Below are 18,281 nucleotides of genomic sequence, written 5' to 3' on the forward strand. Positions count from 1 at the left end.
CAGCTTCTCTTTTATCCCAAAGGTTGGATGAACTATTTAATCTTTATCACTATCGCGTTCAGACCCGAAAGCCCTTTAAAAAATTCACAGCCTGGCGGATATCCTCCTCTGGATTAGTACCAACTTCCCGTTCTATGGTCAGGAATCCTGTATAACCAATGTCGTTCAGCGCTTGCAGATAGTTGTTCCAATCAACAGAACCCGCTCCGAGCGGAACTTCACGGAACGCCGAGCCGGTCTCGGCCATTTCAGCGATTTTCTCATGGTCTAATGCTTGTGCTTCATAACCATATTGACCGTAAACATCGCGCGGATCGATATCGGCAAGTTTGAGACCATCTTTAGCATGGGTGTGTACAATATAGTCTTTTAGTGTATGAACACCTTGCACGGGATCATCACCAGTCACCATCACCATGTTGGCCGGATCAAAATTAACAGAAACCCCTTTGGAACCCAAACCGTCGAGGAACGTCTTCAGACGCGCAGCGGGTTCTGGACCAGTCTCAATCGCAAAGTAAGAATTCATCTCATGCGCGTATCTGCTTAGTTCCTCACAGGCGATGTGCATGGTTTCATAAATTTTACTGTTGTGGTCAGAGGGAACAATACCGATATGTGTAGTGACTATATCTGTACCTAGCTCCTTGGCCAGCTCCATAATGCGTTTGGACTTTTCGATTTTGGCACGGTTCTGTGCAGGGTCCTGAAAGCCATGTCCGCCTAAATCTCCCACGAGGGCAGAGATTTCGAGACCCAGTGAAGCGATGTATTCCTTCCATTCACGGCGGGCTGATGTAGAAAGGTTAGCGGGATCAAATTCACCTTGCACCGCATAAATCTGAACTCCATCAGCCCCTGCTTCTTTTGCCTTGCGCAATCCCTCTTTTACTCCGACCTGAAAACTGTCTACGATAACGCCGATTTTGTTAGTGATAATTGGTTTAACCATGGCAATAATCCTCCTTTAAAATGAATTAGATTTGGTTCCAAACCCGCTTGATGTATTCCAACCCAAGTCTTGTCCCCTTACGGCACTCTTCCATTCCCTCAAATTCTACAGAGATATATCCGTCGTAACCGCTTTCCTTTACGGTTCGAATTACACTCGGCATGTCGATATCTCCTTGACCAACGATGGCACCCCTCAACCAGTTCCCACCTGAGGACTGGAACCAACCTTCGCCAGGCTGGCGATCCTGCGGACGAATATAGAAATCTTTGAAATGCACCATCGAAGCAAGCTTAATATTGTTAGTCACAGCAATAAGCGGATTCTCATCTGCACACAGGAAGTTACCAATGTCGAGTGTTGTACGGAAGTTATCTCTTCCTACTGCGTGAACCAACGCCTGTACACGATCGCTGTGCTGAATAAAGTATCCATGATTCTCGACACTGGTCGTTATGCCCAATCCTGCGGCATAATCGGCAATCTCTCGGCAAGCTTCAGCCAAATGTGGAAGCTCTTCCAAAAAGTGCGTAATTGATAGATCATTTGACGAGGCTACATCATGCCGCATCCGCTGAATGCCTAATGCCGCACAGACGTCTACTTCCCGCTTTACCCGCTCGACTTCCCGCTGTCTTTCCGCTGTCTCCAGCCCGGCAAAATTCGCCCCGATAGCATAATTAGACAACTCTAGTCCACGACCTGCTGCTGTTCGTACAATCTGATCAATTAGCTCAGGATTCTCAACCAAATTGATTCCCAAGGGTACAATCTCCGTATGCTCCGCGCCCAGATCGGCGATCGTCTCAATAACTCCTTCAAGCGTGAGCTCACCCGTTGAAAAAGCTGAATGCAAACTGTAGGTACTGATTCCTAGCTTCATAGTTTCACCTCTTCGCCTTTGGCAGCGGATTCATAGATCGCGCCGAGAATCTTCATGATTGTAACGCCGTCCTGCACAGGACTAATCGGTGTAGAGCCGTTGCTGATGTTGTTCGCAAAATGATTAATCTCATTCTGGAATGCACTGTTGAACTCAAACCCCTTATGATCGGTCTGCGGATAGGTATTGACGATCGTATCCGACTGTTCTTTGACGAGGACTATCTCAGGATCAATTTCAAACCCACCCTTGTCACCGTACAGGCGCACCGAGCGCTCGTCTTCTTTGGCATGCAGTGTAAAGCTAACATCAACCATCAGTGAAGCTCCATTCTCAAAACGAATTAGTGCATTTGCTAAGTCTTCCACCGTATTGTTCGCTGCGTCGTAATCAGCGGCTTTATAGAAAGAAAGATTCTTGATATTAGAACGATTGCCGAGCTTCCGGTAGGTATTGGCACTTACTGATACTGGATTCGGACGGCCCATCAAATACCAGCATAGATCGATTACATGGACGCCGATATCAATCAATGGTCCACCGCCGGAGCGTTCAATATCGCTGAACCAGCCGCCAGGATTACCAAGTCTCCGGAACGTCGTTGCCTTCGCATAGTAGATTTCGCCGAATTCTCCTTGTTCCACCAATGTCTGAAGTAGCTGGGCATTGGAGTCATAACGTCGTACAAAGCCTACTTGCAAAATTTTGCCGCTCATTTCCACTGCCTGCTGAACCTGAAGCGCTTCTTCAACCGTGCGGCAAAGCGGCTTTTCTACAAGTACATGCTTGCCTGCCTCAAGCGCCGCGATGCTGATCTCAGCATGAGAGTTGTTCCATGTGCAGATGCTGACTGCATCTATTTCGGAATTAGCCAGCAATTCACGATAATCCGTGTATACGTTTTCTACGTTATACTCAGTAGCAACAGCTCGTGCACGCTCTTCATTCAGGTCACAAACCGCATATATGGTTGTCTGCGGATTATTCCGATAAGCACTTAAGTGCATGCCGGAGATAGAGCCGGTTCCTATTACGCCAATTTTGATCATATCCATCAATACTCTCTCCTTTATTTTGCATAGGTTATGATTCGTATTATAATGATTTCAACCCTAAACACCATGCAGAGCCTTGCGGTTTCATTTGTACAATTGTGCTATAGGAGGTGCAGTCAATAAATGTTGGACTATGATAAACATCTGCAGGAACCCATGGACATGCCGGATCCCGAGTTTCCGATTAAAGTACATACCCAGCGCTTCAACCAAGAGGGAGTTTTGTTGTTCCCACATCACTGGCATGAGCATCTTGAGTTTCTGTTTATTGAAAGAGGTGAGGCTGTTTTTGAATGCGGACGAACACCGATCAACGTACGGGCTGGTGATTTAGTTGCTGTGAACAGCAACGAGCTGCATTATGGGGTGAGCGCTTCTTCTGATTTATTGTATTATGCGATTATTGCAGATACTTCTTTGCTGCATAGTGCGGTAAGCGACGCTGCCGAGACCAAGTTCATCGCCCCGATTCAGCAGAACCAGCTGCTGTTACGTAATCATATCCGTGGGGATCAGCACATTACAGACTGTGCACTGGCGATTATTCGGGAACTGGAACTTCGCGAATTTGGATATGAGCTGGCCGTCAAGTCCGAGCTATACCGCCTGCTAACGCTGTTATTGCGCAGACATATCGTCACCGTACTCTCACAGGCTGAGCAAGAAAGACGTATTCAGACCGTTGAACGCTTCGCACCTGTTTTGCGTTATATCGATACCCATTACCAGGAGCCCATTCAAGTTGACGAACTTGCGGCACTAACAGGGCTAAGCCGCTTCCATTTCAGTCGTCTCTTCAAGGAATTAACTGGTCATACGATATCGGAATATATAAATGCTGTCCGTTTAGACCGTGCAGATTATTTGCTAAGGCATACCCGGTTAACGATTTCTGAAATCGCTGCCACTACTGGCTTCAGTGATATCTACTATTTCAGCCGGACTTTCAAAAAACATAGGAAAGTACCCCCTAGCAGTGTGAGAGGGTTCTAGTTAGGGTGAACAAAGGAAAGGTCAGCAAAGGGTAATCCCCCTCTACTGACCTTCTTTTATTTTATTAATTGCATAAAAGAAACTATCTTCCATCTAATGGGTATAATTAGCATAACAAAAATATAGGAGGAGATTTCATTGAGAAAAATTATTAAACTGACTATATTAGCACTTTGCATAATGATTTTACCGGGAACAATGATTTATGCCGCATCGAACCAATCAGAAGTTTCATTATATTTCAATAATGTGATACAAAAACAGGCAGCAATAATATCCGAGGGGGACATTCTCGTACCTGTTGAACAGCTCTCTAAAAATTTGTTTGCTTTAATCGCTTTAGATGAAACAAGTAAAACAGTTCGAATCTACAAGCCAAATGTGAACATGGTATTGCTTGATAACAATGGAGAGATTTTCGGTAAGGTAAAAAGCCCTGCACGTTTTGCCTTTTCAACCTTATTACAAGTGGATCATTTAAAAACAGAAATTTCAGATATAAAACTTACAATCACTGATCCTGCAGATAAAACAGAAACTATCGATAATCAACAAATTAAGAAAAGTGAAGAAAACTTTTGGTTCAAAACCAACGAATTTACTTATTCGTTTAATACAAAAGGTACCTATACTATTCAAGTATTTTTTAAAGACGTAAATTCAAAAACATGGTATCCTGTCTCTGAAATCGATGTATTCGGCATATGAATTTCCGATAGTTGAATTCCCGTTTCCTTACTTCCTCACTTCTTATTATTCTTAATCACTTCTTTAAAACGGTCAGGAAAGTTGGTATGTACCCCGTCTACACCCCAAACCACGGCTTTGTCCATATTCACTTGATAATTCACTGTGTACGGAAATACCTTTAGACCCGAATTTTTCACCTGTGCGACATAGGATGAATTTATTCTTTGAAAGTTAGGGCTAATACCAACCGCATAAGTTTTCACCCGATTGATAAAAGAATCTGGTACTTTATAAACCGGAATATTATACCAAACAATTTGATAAAGCGGGATCTCTGGGTTAATCGAATGAAGCCTACGTAAACTCGACTCACTAAATGAATGTATGGAAACATGATCAGACAGATTATATTTTTCAATTTGTTCGTTTAATATGGTTTCAATATTCGGATTCAAAGCGGGATCTTTAATCTCAATCATATAGTCCACTTCTTTTCCAAACTTTTCAAATACCTCTGCTAAAGTCGGAATACGTAAACCGGCATATTGATCCCTAGCAAACATGGGATACTGTTCGTTAAACCATGAGCCAGCATCTAATTTCGAAAGCTGCTCTAAGGTATAATTCTTAACATAACCCGTTCCATTTGTCGTGCGATTAATAGTTTCATCGTGAATAACAACAGGAACACGATCCTTAGTTAACTGAATGTCTAACTCGATATAATCGGTCTCCATATCAATAGCTAGTTCGAATGCAGGTATAGTATTCTCAGGAGCATACCCCGAAGCGCCACGGTGAGCAATGGTATAGACTTTGTCCGCAGGCTCGAGAATTCCCTTCACTTTAGTACGAATCCATGGAGAATAGGCATACATTGAGGTACACAATAAGATCAACAAAAATATGTGAACAAATATAAAGTACATTTTTGAATTTTGAATCCTTTGCATAAAGCTTCCCTCTTCTTTTCAAAGAAATTATTGTATATTACCTGATGTCCAATTTGCCAAAAAAATAACCCATATCACCTTTCTTCCATATTCTAAATGAAAACGAAAAAAAGGTGGATACTGATGACCGAAATACAAATAGCTGCAGTGGGAGACCTTATGGTCAAACGTTACATTATTTCAGATGCTAAACAAACGAACGGAACTTATTCGTTTACCCCCCTGTTCGCTAAAGTAGCCGGAATCATCCTTAAGCTCACAATCAAAAAGGACAATAGTGGCAGCACGAGTATAACGAACATAGATTACATCCCTACTTGCGTCGATCGAAGGATAACAAACGGTGGCAGGCAAATTTCAGAGGTCATTCCCATCCGTGATGCATTAAAAAGCACAGATTTAAAAACGGAGCGGCGTACTCTCTTAAATCGTATGCTGAAGCATACGACAAATATCTTAAAGCGGCAATAAAGGCATCAATTCAAAATCATTTAGTCATTCCAACAAATGTGGTAAGTACCAAAGAACGAGCTTAGTTGTTCAAGCAACGGATACGAGGTTAGCGAAGTCACTGAAACCTTTCCATTATTGATGATGGGTTCCGATTTGAAGCATCGTTTCCTTCTCTGCGAGTTACCTTTATTTCTTGTGAACGGTAAAAATCCTCACTCACTCACTCACAAAACAATATTAAAATTCTACCTCATTCTTTGACAAGTTTCTTTACTTATTTTCATAACAAATGCCATAGAAATGTTAAAGAAGTACCCTCTCCCTTAAAAAATCTGATGATATAGTTATTGTAGAATACATTTTGATAATATTGAAAGGATCCTTATTAATATGGCAGCGCAAATAAATAGGCAGTTGAATGATGGCACGAAAATTCGAAAAGAAAAAGAAATTGTTGAAAAAATGATTCGTGTATATTGTAAGAAAAAACATCATCAAAAAGTCTTATGCGAGGAATGTCAGGGCTTAAATGAATATGCTGCAAAAAGACTATCTCTCTGCCCATTCGGGGAAGAGAAAACAGCATGTGCAAAGTGTCCTATCCATTGTTACAATAAGGAGTATCGGCTAAGAATTAAAGATGTTATGCGTTTCTCAGGTCCATGGATGCTATTATATCACCCAGTTGAGTCCATTAGGCATATCCCTCTACCTGGTAAGTTAAGAAAGTAGCATATAATTAAAAACAGCAACAGTCTATGACTGCTGCTGTTTTTAATTACGTGTCGAGGTACTGGGAGCACACTCGTATCTATCTCATCGCTTTAGCTAGCTCTGTGAAAATAACCCCAAGCGCGTAAGCTCCCGCATCCGGATAACCAATGCTGCGTTCACCTACCGTACCTGCTCTTCCCATTCGGGCAACGATGTCTGAAGTCTTCTGTGCACCGAGAACCGCCGCCTCAGCAGCTTTGACGGCTGCCGGCTTTATATCTTCGCCTTGTTCTGCGCTTTGTGTCCAGGCATCCGCAAAAGGTACAAGCGCATCAATTAAAGTCTTGTCTCCAACGACAGCACCTCTCCCGAAAGATCTTTCACCCGTATCCTGAATTCCTTTGACAACGGCCTGCATCATATTGGCGAAATCCTGTATGGACAACTCCTGCTTCTGCTGTGCAGTCTTGCTCGCAGCGCGGAAGCCCGATCCCCAGATCGGTCCAGAAGCTCCTCCACAATGCTCCATAATGATCAATGAACAAGCATCAAGGAAGTCACCGATATTGCTGAGATGATTAGTTAGAATATCTTCCCATTCTACTTTCAACTGCTTAAATCCCTTGGCTATGCTCATCCCAAAATCACCATCTCCGGCGTGGGCGTCTAGCTCGCAGAACGGTACCTCATTCTCGATAATGACCTCACTCATTTGATCGATCAAAAATACGATATTGTGCAAGGAAAACTGGTTGTTCTTAATTACTGCTGCTTCAGCATCCGTATTATTCTTAAAGGATACCGTGCTGTCTGCTTTCTCTTCCTTGATGACTTCCGTATAGTTCACAGGCTCAAATGAACCTTTAACCGACAATGCCGGTGTATCGCACGGAGCAGACAACCATTTCTTCAGCGTCTCATTCAGCTTCATAATCGACACTGATGCGCCAGCCATATCGATGCTGGTCATATAGTTGCCGACAAATACTTTAAACACTTGCTTATTCTTGGCCGTCAATTCACGGATCACAGAATTATTTAACAAATAAAGCTCTTGCAGGGGTGTTCCGCCAAATCCATTGATCAGAACAGCAACTTCTTGCTGCGACTCATCGTTCATTTGCAAGTTGCTCAGCAAGGACGTAACCATTCGCTGTGCCAGTTCATCCGCTGACACGGCTTTTTCTCTGCGAATTCCAGGTTCACCGTGAATTCCAACACCGTATTCCATCTCATCCTCTTCGATATAAAATGTCGGGGTCCCTTTGGCAGGAACGGTGCAAGATGTAAAGGCGAAGCCGATGGTGCGAACATGGTCAATCGCATGTTGCGCCGCTTCTTTTACTTCCGTCAGGGACAGTCCGGCTTCTGCCGCAGCTCCGGCAACTTTATGAACGAGAACGGTTCCGGCCACCCCTCTTTTCCCTACGGTATAGAGACTGTCTTCAACGGCAATGTCATCGTCTACTTTGACATATTCCACTTGTATGCCATCTTCACTTGCGAGATGAGCCCCATTTTTAAAGTTCATGATGTCACCGCTGTAGTTCTTAATAATAAGCAGCGTTCCCTTTTTACTTGCAGAGCTACGGATCGCTTGGTAGACCTGAATCTGGGATGGAGAAGCGAACACATCACCGCACACGGCAGCATCCAGCATACCGCTACCTACAAACCCGGCATGGGCCGGTTCATGCCCACTTCCGCCACCGCTTATTAGTGTAACTTTATTGGTGTTGATCTCTTTTTTAGAAATCACTTTGAATTTATCATTGAAATCCAGCTCAGGATGTGCTAAGACAAGTCCATTACACATTTCCCGGACTAGCGTCTCCGGCTTATTCATAATTTTCTTCATCTTAAAGCTCCTTACTTAATTTGTATTGACGGCCTAATTGGTCGGCAGCCATAATTGCCGATGCTACGGCTTCTTCTGTAATGGGGAACGGCATCGAATGAATCGATTCCTCAGCAATACAAGCTTTTTTTGCAACCTCAAGAAGTTCTTCGTAAGTGACTTGCTCCACTCCGATATCTGCTAAGCACACCGGAAGCCCAATAGACAAGCAGAAATCTAACACTTCTTTTAATTCGGTACGGTCCGCATTTTCAAGCACCAATTGAGCAATCGTACTGAAGGCTACCTTTTCACCATGATAATAATGATGCGTTCCTTCTAAAGCTGTTAAACCATTATGGATCGCATGAATCGCAGCCAACCCTCCACTTTCAAAGCCCAGTCCCGATAACAAAATATTCGTTTCTATAATATTCTCCAAGGCTGGAGTTACAATATTCAAATCACAAGCCTGCTTCGCTTTATAACCATTTTCAAGCAAAGTATCATAACACATTTTGGCAAGACCTAGTGCGGTTATTGTTCCTTTAGCTTCCCCACAAACTCCTTCACGTACCCCACAAGGTAGACCCGCATTCACATTGGAATATGAATTCGCTGTGGCTCTTGCTTCGAAATAAGTGGAGAGTGCATCTCCCATCCCTGCAACCAGAAATCTTGTTGGCGCCTTGGCAATGACTGTTGTATCGATCATGACTACACTTGGGCTTTGCTTGAAATAAGCATAATCATCAAATTCACCTTCTGGGGTATAGAGTACCGCGGAGTGGCTTGTTGGTGCATCAGTGGCTGCTATCGTTGGAACGATAATCAATGCTTCTCCTTCTGCTACGCATTTCGCCGTATCAATCGCCTTACCTCCACCCAAACCAATCGTACATGCACATTGATGTTCCTTAGCCAAAGCCTGTAATCTTGCGACTTCTTGTCTTGAGCATTCCCCATGGAAGCCACTTTCAACAAGCGTTATATTAAATTTCTGTTTAGTTGACTCCAATTTATCTTTCACACGTGTAACATCATCTGGATGTGCAATGAGCAGTGCGGAATCACCGAATGTTTTTACAAAATAGCCTAAATTCAAAAGTTCATTCTCACCTTGCACATATTTCGTCGGACTGATAAACGCTCTTCTCATTTTCATTCCTCCTAGGTTGTATATAGTTATTATTATAGATTGCTCTATTTCGGTATGCATGAAACAATAAGATCAGAATAAAGCGTTTTCTTATCGAGTTTTTTTGTCTTCTTAATAAGAAATTGTATTATCTTGTCCTTTTGCGCAAAAATTCGCTATAATGTTCAATATGTTTCTATAACTTTCCTAGGAGAATATCGTGATGTCCAAATCTCGATTTAATTTAGAAGAAATTATTGATTTGAAGAAATGGGAGAAACTGCAGGATTCTTTATCACTCGTGACTAAAATGGCGATTCTTACCGTAGATTATAAAGGCGTTCCCGTGACTAAGCACAGCTTCTGTCAGCCTTTCTGCCAAGGCGTTCGCCAAGATTCTAATCTCTCTCCTTATTGTCAAAAATGTGATGCTCGTGCCGGCATTGAAGCTGTACGCCAGAACAAGCCTTATATTTATTTATGCCATTTCAACATTATCGATATCGCGATTCCAATTATTATTGACGATCAATATCTGGGTGCAATTATGGCCGGACAGCTTAAGCTTCGTGAACCTGATGTGTCACAGCTGGAGCAGATAGTATCTAGGCCACCTAATGTTGAGTCGAACATGAAGTTTCAAGCGCTCAAAGAGGATTACGAAGCACTACCTGTCCTATCCTACGATGAAGTAACCAAGTGCGTGGACCTACTTCTACAGTTAAGTACTTACATCGTGGAAGAAGCCATTCAAAAGCGTACTACCGTTGATTTGTACAAAAGAGTACTGACCACAGATATTGATATATCTGCTTCAGCAGAATTATTCGAAGAGACAGACCTTACCTATCGAAAAATCCAGTCTCTGCAGCAAGAGTTGTCAGGAGCACTTATTGAGACCAAATTGAAAAATGGAGCACAAAAGTTCGTCTCTTCAAATGCAGTGCTTCAGCCTGCGTTCGATTACATCTATGCGCATAAAAATGAAAATTTCAGCCTAAAAGAAATGGCCAAGCTTTGTCATATCAGCCCCAGTTATTTCAGTCGCATATTTACAAAAGAAACAGGCGAGAACTTCTCCCTCTTCATTGCCAGGCTCAAGATTGAATGGGCCAAGCAGCTGCTGGAAACCACAGACGCACCTATTAATCAAGTGAGTGATGATTTAGGATTTTGTGATACTGGTTATTTTATTAAAACATTCAAACGGTTCGAAAACCTTACCCCGGCTGTATACCGGAATATGTATATGAATTGATTAGTTGCATTAAGGGGAAATCTGTGATTTCGCCTAATATAGCCTCTTTGATCTTTCCCTCTCCGTTTATAATATACGTAGCAGGAAGCGCACTAACTCCGAATAAAGCAGATATTTTTCCGGTAACATCGATGACAACTGGAAAAGAAAAACTATGATCCTTAAGATATTCTGATGCAGTCCCTTTAGACTCACCAACATTAATAAACAAGGTTTCAATTTGAGAACTTGTAGATTTATGAATGTCATTCAGAAGGGGCATTTCACGCACACATGACGTGCACCAGGAGGCCCAAAAGTTAAGCACCACAATCTGTCCCTGGAAATCGCTTAGACGAACCTTTTTGCCTTCTATTGTTGTAGCTTCAAATTCGGGAGCGATAGAGCCCACTGTAATCCTCTCAGATGAATCTCTTGTTTCATTATGGCTAAATACCCATACAACAGTCGTGACAGCTGCGATAATCACCAGCATAGCAATGATTCGACGCATGCTCATTTCAGACCCAGACTATGATTAAAGGCTGTATACAAAGAACCAAATTTCGCATGAAATTCTTTGGTCGGACCTGAACCAACATTTCTTCCATGACTTAGAAAGACAATCTGATCAGCAATTTTATCAGCGATTTCTAATTGGTGTGTGGAGAAAATAACGGTATGCCCTTCTTCCTTGATTCTTTGGAGTAGGTCTACGAATTCATTCATCCAAAAAGGGTCAAGACCGTTTGTGGGTTCGTCCATAATTAGCAACGAAGGTTTGGTCAGCAATGCCTGAGCAAATAAGATACGCTGACGCATTCCCTTTGAAAAGGTGTTGACCAGACGATTTCGTTTATCCTGTAGACCTACTAAGCCAAGGACTTCGTTGACTCTCGCTTTGCGATTGGGTACCCTACGGAGTGCGGCCCAAAAAGTCAGAGCTTCCTCTGCCGACAGCCCCTGATTGAATTGATAATCATCCGGCATATAACCAATTTGTTTCGAGAATTGTTTGCGTGATTTGTGCCAGTATAAACCACCCACTGAGATTTCGCCCACCGAAGGCTGAAGAATACCCGCAACCATTCGCAAAACGGTACTTTTGCCAGCCCCGTTACCGCCACATAGTGCAAGTATGCTCCCAGTGGGGATTTGAAAGCTAATCTCTTCAACTATTGTTTGCTTTTTAATAACCTTAGAGATTCCTATTACATTCACTAAGGGGTTATCCACGAGAGCGCCCCCTTTCCCATATCCAATATACAAACAGGATCGAGCTCAACATCCAGACTAGACAGACTCCCATAAACAACAAACTACCCTTCGAACCATTTATCCATTCTACCCATTGGTAATATTCAGGTCCCAGCACTGAACCTCCGCCCAGCTTAATTACAACGAATAACCGAACAAGCTCTGCTGGGTTGAGTATTGTGAATACGACCAGCAAGGGCTTAATCCAGAGATAAGGCATTAAGCCTAAAAAGGCGATCAAAAAGGTTGGCCAACCTATTACTGTGAAAAACCACACAGCAACAGAAACAGTCAGCGCCTGCCAGCGGTTTCTTGATAATGAACCGATAAACAAGGCGATGGTCAAGAATAGTAAAACAAGTCCTGCCGAAAAAAACAAAAATAGAAAGTAGGTAGTAGAATCGAAGGCCATGCCCATGAGTCCACTAATCGTCCCCATCAAACCATAGCCGAAAGCCACAACTGTAAGTAATACGACAGCCAGACCCACATACTTGCCAAGAATAAATGACAACGTTCCTATTGGATAAGTAGATAAAAGCTGCCAACTACCTTCTTCCTTTTCTGAAGTCAGTGAAAAAGAGCCTAAAAATAAGGTCATAAGCGGCAGCAGATACAAAATCAGGCTTAGCATGGAACCTGTAACTGCGGTATAGCCTTGAATCTCATTTTGTGCATTAATCAGCAGTAAGCCAAGACTAAACGCACAAAATAATGCCAAAAAAGAATAAGCCCATGGATTTCGAAACCCCATTTTAATCTCTCTGCGTGCGACTTGCAGGATATCAACCATTACATATCCATCTCTTTATCCGATGTCATACCTTCCATTTCCTCAGACTTATGCTCGTCCATATGACCTTCTCCGCCATTCATATCCATTTGCATCATATCCGTATTTTGTTTCCATTCATGCTTGGACAGATCACTTGCTGACAGAACGCTGCCAACACCTTGTTCCTTCACAAAAGCTTCGGCTGAAGCAGTGTCCTTGAAGCTGATAACTCCATACGCCATAGGTGTGCGTAGTGTCTCATCATAGACAAAGCTGGCCTTACTGAATTCTACCCATTCTTTGTCGTTATAGTCACGGACATAGTCCTTTCCGATGTTTTTGGTTCCATTCTTGTTCTTCCATTCATTCATACAACCAATATCATCAAACTTATAATTCTTCCCGTCTTTTGTTGTTAGTTGTGTAGCAAAAGCATCGTCCTTAACCTGCATATTGCAAATCGCGCAAATATCAACTTTTTCATTAATCGCCAACGGTTCAAACTTTTTGGGGCCACAAGCCGCCAGAATTAACAAACCCATCATCATCATCAGTACTAAACTCCATTTTTTCATAACCTTAATACCCCCATATATAGTATTGTGATCACAGCGAAGAACAAAAGCAGCCAACCCACTACCATTACTGACCCTTGCCCCACACTTACTTGTCCAACATTTGCATGAACTGAATCTAATTGCATAAGTGGCTCTGGATCAGTGGACCATTGTTCTTTATCATTTGTATACAGATCGCTTAAAAATGTCATGCCCGGTGATTGAAAAAAGAGCTGATAAGCAGCATTTTCAGTAACTAATTGCTGATAAAATGGATTAATAGCATATGGCAGATCACTTACACCATCACCCGATACATCCAGCCCTTCGAATGAATCCCAAAAATTTCTCGTCATCTTATTATTCTTGGAATCTGTTGCCTCTGCTTCAATCACATTTGCAATAAAAGCATTCTTCTGAAAGCGGTTGCCTTCAGAGCCCTCAAATTGAATCCCAATATAATTTCGGAGCACCATATTATTCTGAAGAGTGTTGTCGGAGGATTGTTGCATATAGATTCCTACCCGATTTCCTTCCACGACGTTATTTACAATCTGAGAGGTACGAACGTCAAAGAGCAGGATTCCTTGAGAATGAACATTCTGGTTTTGTTTACGGAAAGAGTTTCCTGATACCATAACGTCGCTCACTCCCATCACCATCGCGCCAGTAATGTTGTATTCTCCAATATTATTCGTTACAGATGATCCATTGATATACATACAGTGAACACCGTATCGCAAATGAAAGAGCCGATTGTGATCAACCTTTGTATTGCGACTCTTCTCTAAATAAATGCCATCTCGGAGATAAGAGATTTCATTTTCTCTAATATCTGAACCATGAGAGTTATAGAGATCGATGCCATTACCTCTTTTTCCCGAAGCAGCACCTTTAGGTATAAACCAACGGATTTTATTGTTTACTATAACTCCACTATCAGCCTCACGTAGCATAATGCCAAAGCCAAATGTATGTATGACTAAATCTTTCAAAGTTACCTGATCGGCTTCCACCCGAATCGCTGCTGCTTCTCCCCCGTTATCCTGCTGTATATTAAGTCCTTGAAGCTTTACCCCATCAGCCTGAATCATAACTGCAACCTCAGCATCGGGAGATGAATTTAATAGTGTTGCCCCTCCTTCCCCGCTAATCGTCAATCTTTTGTTAATATAAACCGGGCCGAGATAAGTACCTGGAGCTAAAGTAATTGAATCTCCAATTTGTGCCGCATCAATAATCGGCTGAAGTGGAATCGCTTCCGAATTATTTGCACTAGCCCTTCCGCTGTAGGTCGTGATTATTAAAAAAAGGCTGAATAACATCATGATCAAAACTCTGTAGTGACAGAAACTTTTGCGTATAACCATTGTTCACCCCCTTGTCAGCGATTCATTCTCTAATTAATCATTCCCATTCAGAGAACAATCATTACGCCTAATTGTAAAGAAAAGGAAGATACATGCCTATAGCTCAATGTAGCTATCCCTAATGAAAAGATGTGTCTGAATTGTGAGTTATATCACATCAATTGATATCCCGAATGTGTACCCATATTATAAAAAAAACCGCGCATAGCGCGGTTCCATTAGGGTTGCTTATTATCCTCAAGAAATTGATAAACGGCCATCATTTCTTGTTTATTTAACTCCCGAATACGATTGAAAATTGGAATATCTGCTACAGCAGCAATATTTGAGCCTTCAGTCACTACATCACTAACATTACCAGTTAGCCAGGTCTGAACATCAATGCCTTCGACAATTTCCTTAAGCCCTGCATCATTAATACCACTTGCATAGCAACTAACACATGGAATCGTTAACTTATAAACGCCATCGTGGAGTCCATCTTCTGATATGACTTTCTTTCCTTTACAGAATGGACATGGCTGACTAGCTTTTATCTTATTAATTAAAGTAACCAGTTTTTTGTAACCAAACGCTTCATAAACATAGGTCAGTTTTTTGTATTTTCCATTCGTGAAATACTTATCAATGATGTTTTCTCTAGTTTCGGTAATATTCTCAAAATCACAAATCGTAATCTGATTATTCATGCTTATGAATTCAATGCTACTACTAATCTTGCCCCAGAATGGCAGTGCATTTTGCAATACCATTTCATAGTGCGCAAAGCTCGCTACTTCAAGTTCAAGCATTTTTAGAGCAACTTGTGTTTCCCTAGGTAATAGAGAGACATCCTCTGTTAGAACCATATCACCGCCGACAACAGCTTTCATTTTTTCAAGCACCGGTAATTTGCCAACGGTACCGATCACTTGTTCAAGAGGTTGTCCAATGATCTCACGAATATCTGTGTCGCTAAACTTTAGCTTTTTATGATGATTTAGTACGGTACCTTCACAGATTGGACAGGTAATCAGTATCTTGGACTGTTTAATATGCTCTTTAATAATCGCTTTCGATATTACCATGTAGTTCCCAATGATGTAATTAAAGCCTTCCCAAGTTCTCGTTGCCTTACTAGCTTTATCATAAAATGACTTTTCCCAATACCCGTACCAAAAAGTATGCTTTTCTGCATCTGTCATCTCATTATAGCTCTTACTGATATCTTGTCCGAGTTCATTCTTAATCTCTTCAAAGATGAATCTGATTTTGTGGAATTGATAGAATTTCAGAATATCCATTGCATCTGGATGCAATAAGCCATCCCAAAATGGCATATTTTTATCCTGAAGAACAACTTCAAAATCAAACTTTTCAATGACTCGACGTCCCTTGCAGCAAGGACAATGATTGTCTTGATAATAGAAATCGAAGCTACTTGTGTCTCTATTGGTTGGATGTGCCGTTACAATATTGTTGATCAAGCCACCAATTTCATACAGAAAAGTATATTGACTATATAAGTGTCTTTCCAGATCAATGGCGATGACAGGTGCAATGGTATCTGATTCGTATTCACCATAAATCAAACGCGCCATGGAGGATAAGCTTTTTAAGATGCCACCTTTATAAACGTTTTCCGCATTTTTAAAGTAGGCCATTTGATTTTCTTTTAAATAGCTAATGCCATTTTGTTGACGCAGTGTTGAAGAAATTTGCAAGGGGGCGACATACTCATCACTATTTTGTTGACGATAATACGCTTCATGGCTGACAACATCGAGATGCTCCACCGGTTCAAGCTGTCTTTTGCCAAAATCAACGATAAAATCAGAGTTTTCCAGCATATACGAGTTATGTTCAATCATCATAATGGAGACAGCTTCATCCAGAAGAATGACTCTAATGCTATCAATGAATTGATTTAGAATATTTTGTGATAGCCCTTTGGAAGGCTCATCAAAAATGAAAAGCGTATTTGTGTTTCTTGAACCCGAAAACAGCTCGGAGACTAAATGAACACATTGAAATTCACCTGTGGATAAAGACTGTGTTTTTCTTTCCAACGTTAAATACCCAAGTCCAAGCTTGATTAACAAACTTAAGCGTTTATGAGCGATGTCTTCATTCGGAAGTTCTTCAATAATATCTTCAATCGAGCGCTGAAAAATATCATCAATCTCATCACTATATTTTGTAAGCTTTCTTTTAATATCAAGAAAAGTAGCTACCGTAGACCGGCTGGTAATCGATTGATTTCGATCTTGCCCCACAATGACCAGCTTATCTTTAGGATATCGCTTCACAAAATCTTTGGACATACACTCATTGACTAATGTAGATTTACCGCAGCCTGATTCACCTGTAAACGTTACAAGTCTATTACGGGGAATCTGAATTTCGGCGATTTGAATATTACGGCAGTAAAGATCTTGAAAATGATAGTATTTAATAGGTGCAGCCTGATTTATCTCTCCATTGATTGGCGCCGGACGTGGCGATTCTTCAACGATTTTCCCGCCATATTTACCACTTCCTGGTCCAAAGAACAATTGATCGTCCGTTATGTCTAATACCGTATCCGAATGATCAATGAGCCAAATTTGATTCTTAAATCCTAGTTGTTTTATCTGCTCTAATATTTTTAAAAGGGTTTGGTGATCCAGACCCACAGAGATTTCATCAATGATAATGACTGTGTTTTCACTTGTTGCCATGAATTCAGCTAAGTAAAGTCGTGTTAACTCTCCACCTGACAAGGTGCCCATAATGCGATTTAAGGTTAAATACCCAATATTCATATGGATTATGTTTTTTAGAATGTTTTGTTTGCCTTCACTCAGTTTCAAAACTTCTGCTAGAGAAAAAATGCTTTCAACACTTAAGTCATTAATATTGGAAATACTCATGTTTTGATCCAATAACTCCATTTTGTATTGTTCAGTTTCATGATTATAACGCTTCCCTTTACACTTTTTGCATTCAACGTTTTTAGTAGTGCCGCGACCTTTACAATCTGGGCACCAGCCTAATTCATTATTAAATGAAAAAACCTCTGGCGATAGGTTATATTGTTCAGCAATCGCAACTCGAATTTCTGTGAACACACCCGTATGTGTGCCAATGGTTGAACGAGGATTGGAAGAAATAGATGATCTCCCTAGAAAAAGTACAAGTGGCATTTCTTCCATCTGAATCGCACTGAAATTAGTCTCCATAATGTTAGGGAATAAATACTGATATTCTGCCTTTGGCAATAAAGAAACGAGACGTTTCTTGGATTCTTCGCCGATGGTTTGACAAAAGGTTGTTTTACCAGAACCGGACAAACCCGCAATCCCCAGGGATTGATCTACAGGTAGTACTGCATCTAACTTATTAATATTGTTCGCAATTAGTCGGTTTATTTTCATAGTGGTATCATCTCATCTCCAT

At 41.4% G+C, this 18,281-nt stretch carries 17 protein-coding genes; 5 read left to right on the plus strand and 12 right to left on the minus strand.

Going from position 1 to position 18,281, the window contains the following annotated elements:
- Positions 1 to 58 precede the first annotated feature (58 nt).
- From L1028_RS17235 to L1028_RS17245, 3 genes are read right to left on the minus strand one after another with little or no spacing between them, the layout of a single operon-like run.
- A complete protein-coding gene (locus L1028_RS17235; RefSeq protein ID WP_234535850.1) occupies positions 59 to 952 on the minus strand; it encodes a sugar phosphate isomerase/epimerase family protein in 894 nt (297 codons plus the stop codon).
- A 25-nt stretch (positions 953 to 977) separates the two neighbouring features.
- Positions 978 to 1,835, minus strand: a complete 858-nt coding sequence (locus L1028_RS17240; protein ID WP_234535851.1) for a sugar phosphate isomerase/epimerase family protein — start codon at positions 1,833 to 1,835, stop codon at positions 978 to 980.
- Entirely contained in the window at positions 1,832 to 2,890 is a 1,059-nt protein-coding gene (locus L1028_RS17245; RefSeq protein WP_234535853.1) for a Gfo/Idh/MocA family protein, read from the minus strand. Before L1028_RS17245 ends, L1028_RS17240 begins: the two co-directional genes overlap by 4 nt.
- Before the next feature lie 123 nt (positions 2,891 to 3,013).
- Here L1028_RS17245 and L1028_RS17250 point away from each other — a divergent pair, with 123 nt between their 5' ends.
- Both L1028_RS17250 and L1028_RS17255 read left to right on the plus strand, forming a co-directional pair.
- Positions 3,014 to 3,883 carry a helix-turn-helix domain-containing protein gene (locus tag L1028_RS17250; protein ID WP_234535855.1) on the plus strand — a complete coding sequence of 290 codons (870 nt, stop codon included), beginning with the start codon at positions 3,014 to 3,016 and terminating at the stop codon, positions 3,881 to 3,883.
- 138 nt (positions 3,884 to 4,021) lie between these two features.
- On the plus strand, positions 4,022 to 4,591 hold the full coding sequence (locus tag L1028_RS17255; protein WP_234535857.1) for a hypothetical protein: 570 nt from the start codon (positions 4,022 to 4,024) through the stop codon (positions 4,589 to 4,591).
- 35 nt (positions 4,592 to 4,626) lie between these two features.
- Here L1028_RS17255 and L1028_RS17260 read toward each other — a convergent pair whose 3' ends face one another.
- On the minus strand, positions 4,627 to 5,526 hold the full coding sequence (locus tag L1028_RS17260) for a glycerophosphodiester phosphodiesterase (RefSeq protein WP_234535859.1): 900 nt from the start codon (positions 5,524 to 5,526) through the stop codon (positions 4,627 to 4,629).
- A gap of 123 nt (positions 5,527 to 5,649) precedes the next feature.
- Here L1028_RS17260 and L1028_RS17265 point away from each other — a divergent pair, with 123 nt between their 5' ends.
- Positions 5,650 to 5,997 (plus strand): hypothetical protein, encoded by a 348-nt coding sequence (locus L1028_RS17265; protein WP_234535861.1) that lies wholly within the window; start codon positions 5,650 to 5,652, stop codon positions 5,995 to 5,997.
- 372 nt (positions 5,998 to 6,369) lie between these two features.
- The gene (locus L1028_RS17270) at positions 6,370 to 6,711 is read left to right on the plus strand and encodes a nitrous oxide-stimulated promoter family protein (RefSeq protein WP_234535863.1); all 342 of its coding nucleotides are present in this window, start codon (positions 6,370 to 6,372) and stop codon (positions 6,709 to 6,711) included.
- 79 nt (positions 6,712 to 6,790) lie between these two features.
- Here the strand turns inward: L1028_RS17270 and dhaK are convergent, their stop codons facing one another.
- Both dhaK and L1028_RS17280 read right to left on the minus strand, forming a co-directional pair.
- On the minus strand, positions 6,791 to 8,551 hold the full coding sequence (gene dhaK / locus L1028_RS17275; protein WP_234535865.1) for a dihydroxyacetone kinase subunit DhaK: 1,761 nt from the start codon (positions 8,549 to 8,551) through the stop codon (positions 6,791 to 6,793).
- Position 8,552: 1 nt separating this feature from the next.
- Positions 8,553 to 9,689, minus strand: coding sequence for a glycerol dehydrogenase (locus tag L1028_RS17280; RefSeq protein WP_234535867.1), 1,137 nt, complete (start codon positions 9,687 to 9,689; stop codon positions 8,553 to 8,555).
- A 202-nt stretch (positions 9,690 to 9,891) separates the two neighbouring features.
- Between L1028_RS17280 and L1028_RS17285 the strand changes: the two genes are divergently transcribed.
- Complete coding sequence (locus tag L1028_RS17285; protein ID WP_234535869.1) at positions 9,892 to 10,926, plus strand: PocR ligand-binding domain-containing protein; 1,035 nt, start codon at positions 9,892 to 9,894, stop codon at positions 10,924 to 10,926.
- On the opposite strand, the gene L1028_RS17290 is transcribed toward L1028_RS17285, so the two are convergent.
- The 6 genes from L1028_RS17290 to L1028_RS17315 form a co-directional block, all read right to left on the minus strand.
- Entirely contained in the window at positions 10,889 to 11,425 is a 537-nt protein-coding gene (locus L1028_RS17290) for a redoxin domain-containing protein (protein WP_234535871.1), read from the minus strand. The two genes, L1028_RS17285 and L1028_RS17290, sit on opposite strands and share 38 nt — an antisense overlap.
- A complete protein-coding gene (locus L1028_RS17295; RefSeq protein WP_234535874.1) occupies positions 11,422 to 12,141 on the minus strand; it encodes an ABC transporter ATP-binding protein in 720 nt (239 codons plus the stop codon). The genes L1028_RS17290 and L1028_RS17295 overlap by 4 nt, the downstream gene beginning before the upstream one ends.
- Positions 12,134 to 12,955: an ABC transporter permease gene (locus L1028_RS17300; RefSeq protein WP_234535876.1), complete on the minus strand. Its 822-nt coding sequence runs from the start codon at positions 12,953 to 12,955 to the stop codon at positions 12,134 to 12,136. Before L1028_RS17300 ends, L1028_RS17295 begins: the two co-directional genes overlap by 8 nt.
- Positions 12,955 to 13,512: a nitrous oxide reductase accessory protein NosL gene (locus L1028_RS17305; RefSeq protein ID WP_060623663.1), complete on the minus strand. Its 558-nt coding sequence runs from the start codon at positions 13,510 to 13,512 to the stop codon at positions 12,955 to 12,957. Before L1028_RS17305 ends, L1028_RS17300 begins: the two co-directional genes overlap by 1 nt.
- Complete coding sequence (locus L1028_RS17310; protein WP_234535878.1) at positions 13,509 to 14,864, minus strand: right-handed parallel beta-helix repeat-containing protein; 1,356 nt, start codon at positions 14,862 to 14,864, stop codon at positions 13,509 to 13,511. Before L1028_RS17310 ends, L1028_RS17305 begins: the two co-directional genes overlap by 4 nt.
- A 218-nt stretch (positions 14,865 to 15,082) precedes the next feature.
- A complete protein-coding gene (locus tag L1028_RS17315) occupies positions 15,083 to 18,259 on the minus strand; it encodes an ATP-binding cassette domain-containing protein (protein WP_234535880.1) in 3,177 nt (1,058 codons plus the stop codon).
- Positions 18,260 to 18,281 lie beyond the last annotated feature (22 nt).

It is taken from the genome of Paenibacillus pseudetheri (assembly GCF_924513355.1).
GTDB classification, from domain to species: domain Bacteria; phylum Bacillota; class Bacilli; order Paenibacillales; family Paenibacillaceae; genus Paenibacillus_AQ; species Paenibacillus_AQ pseudetheri.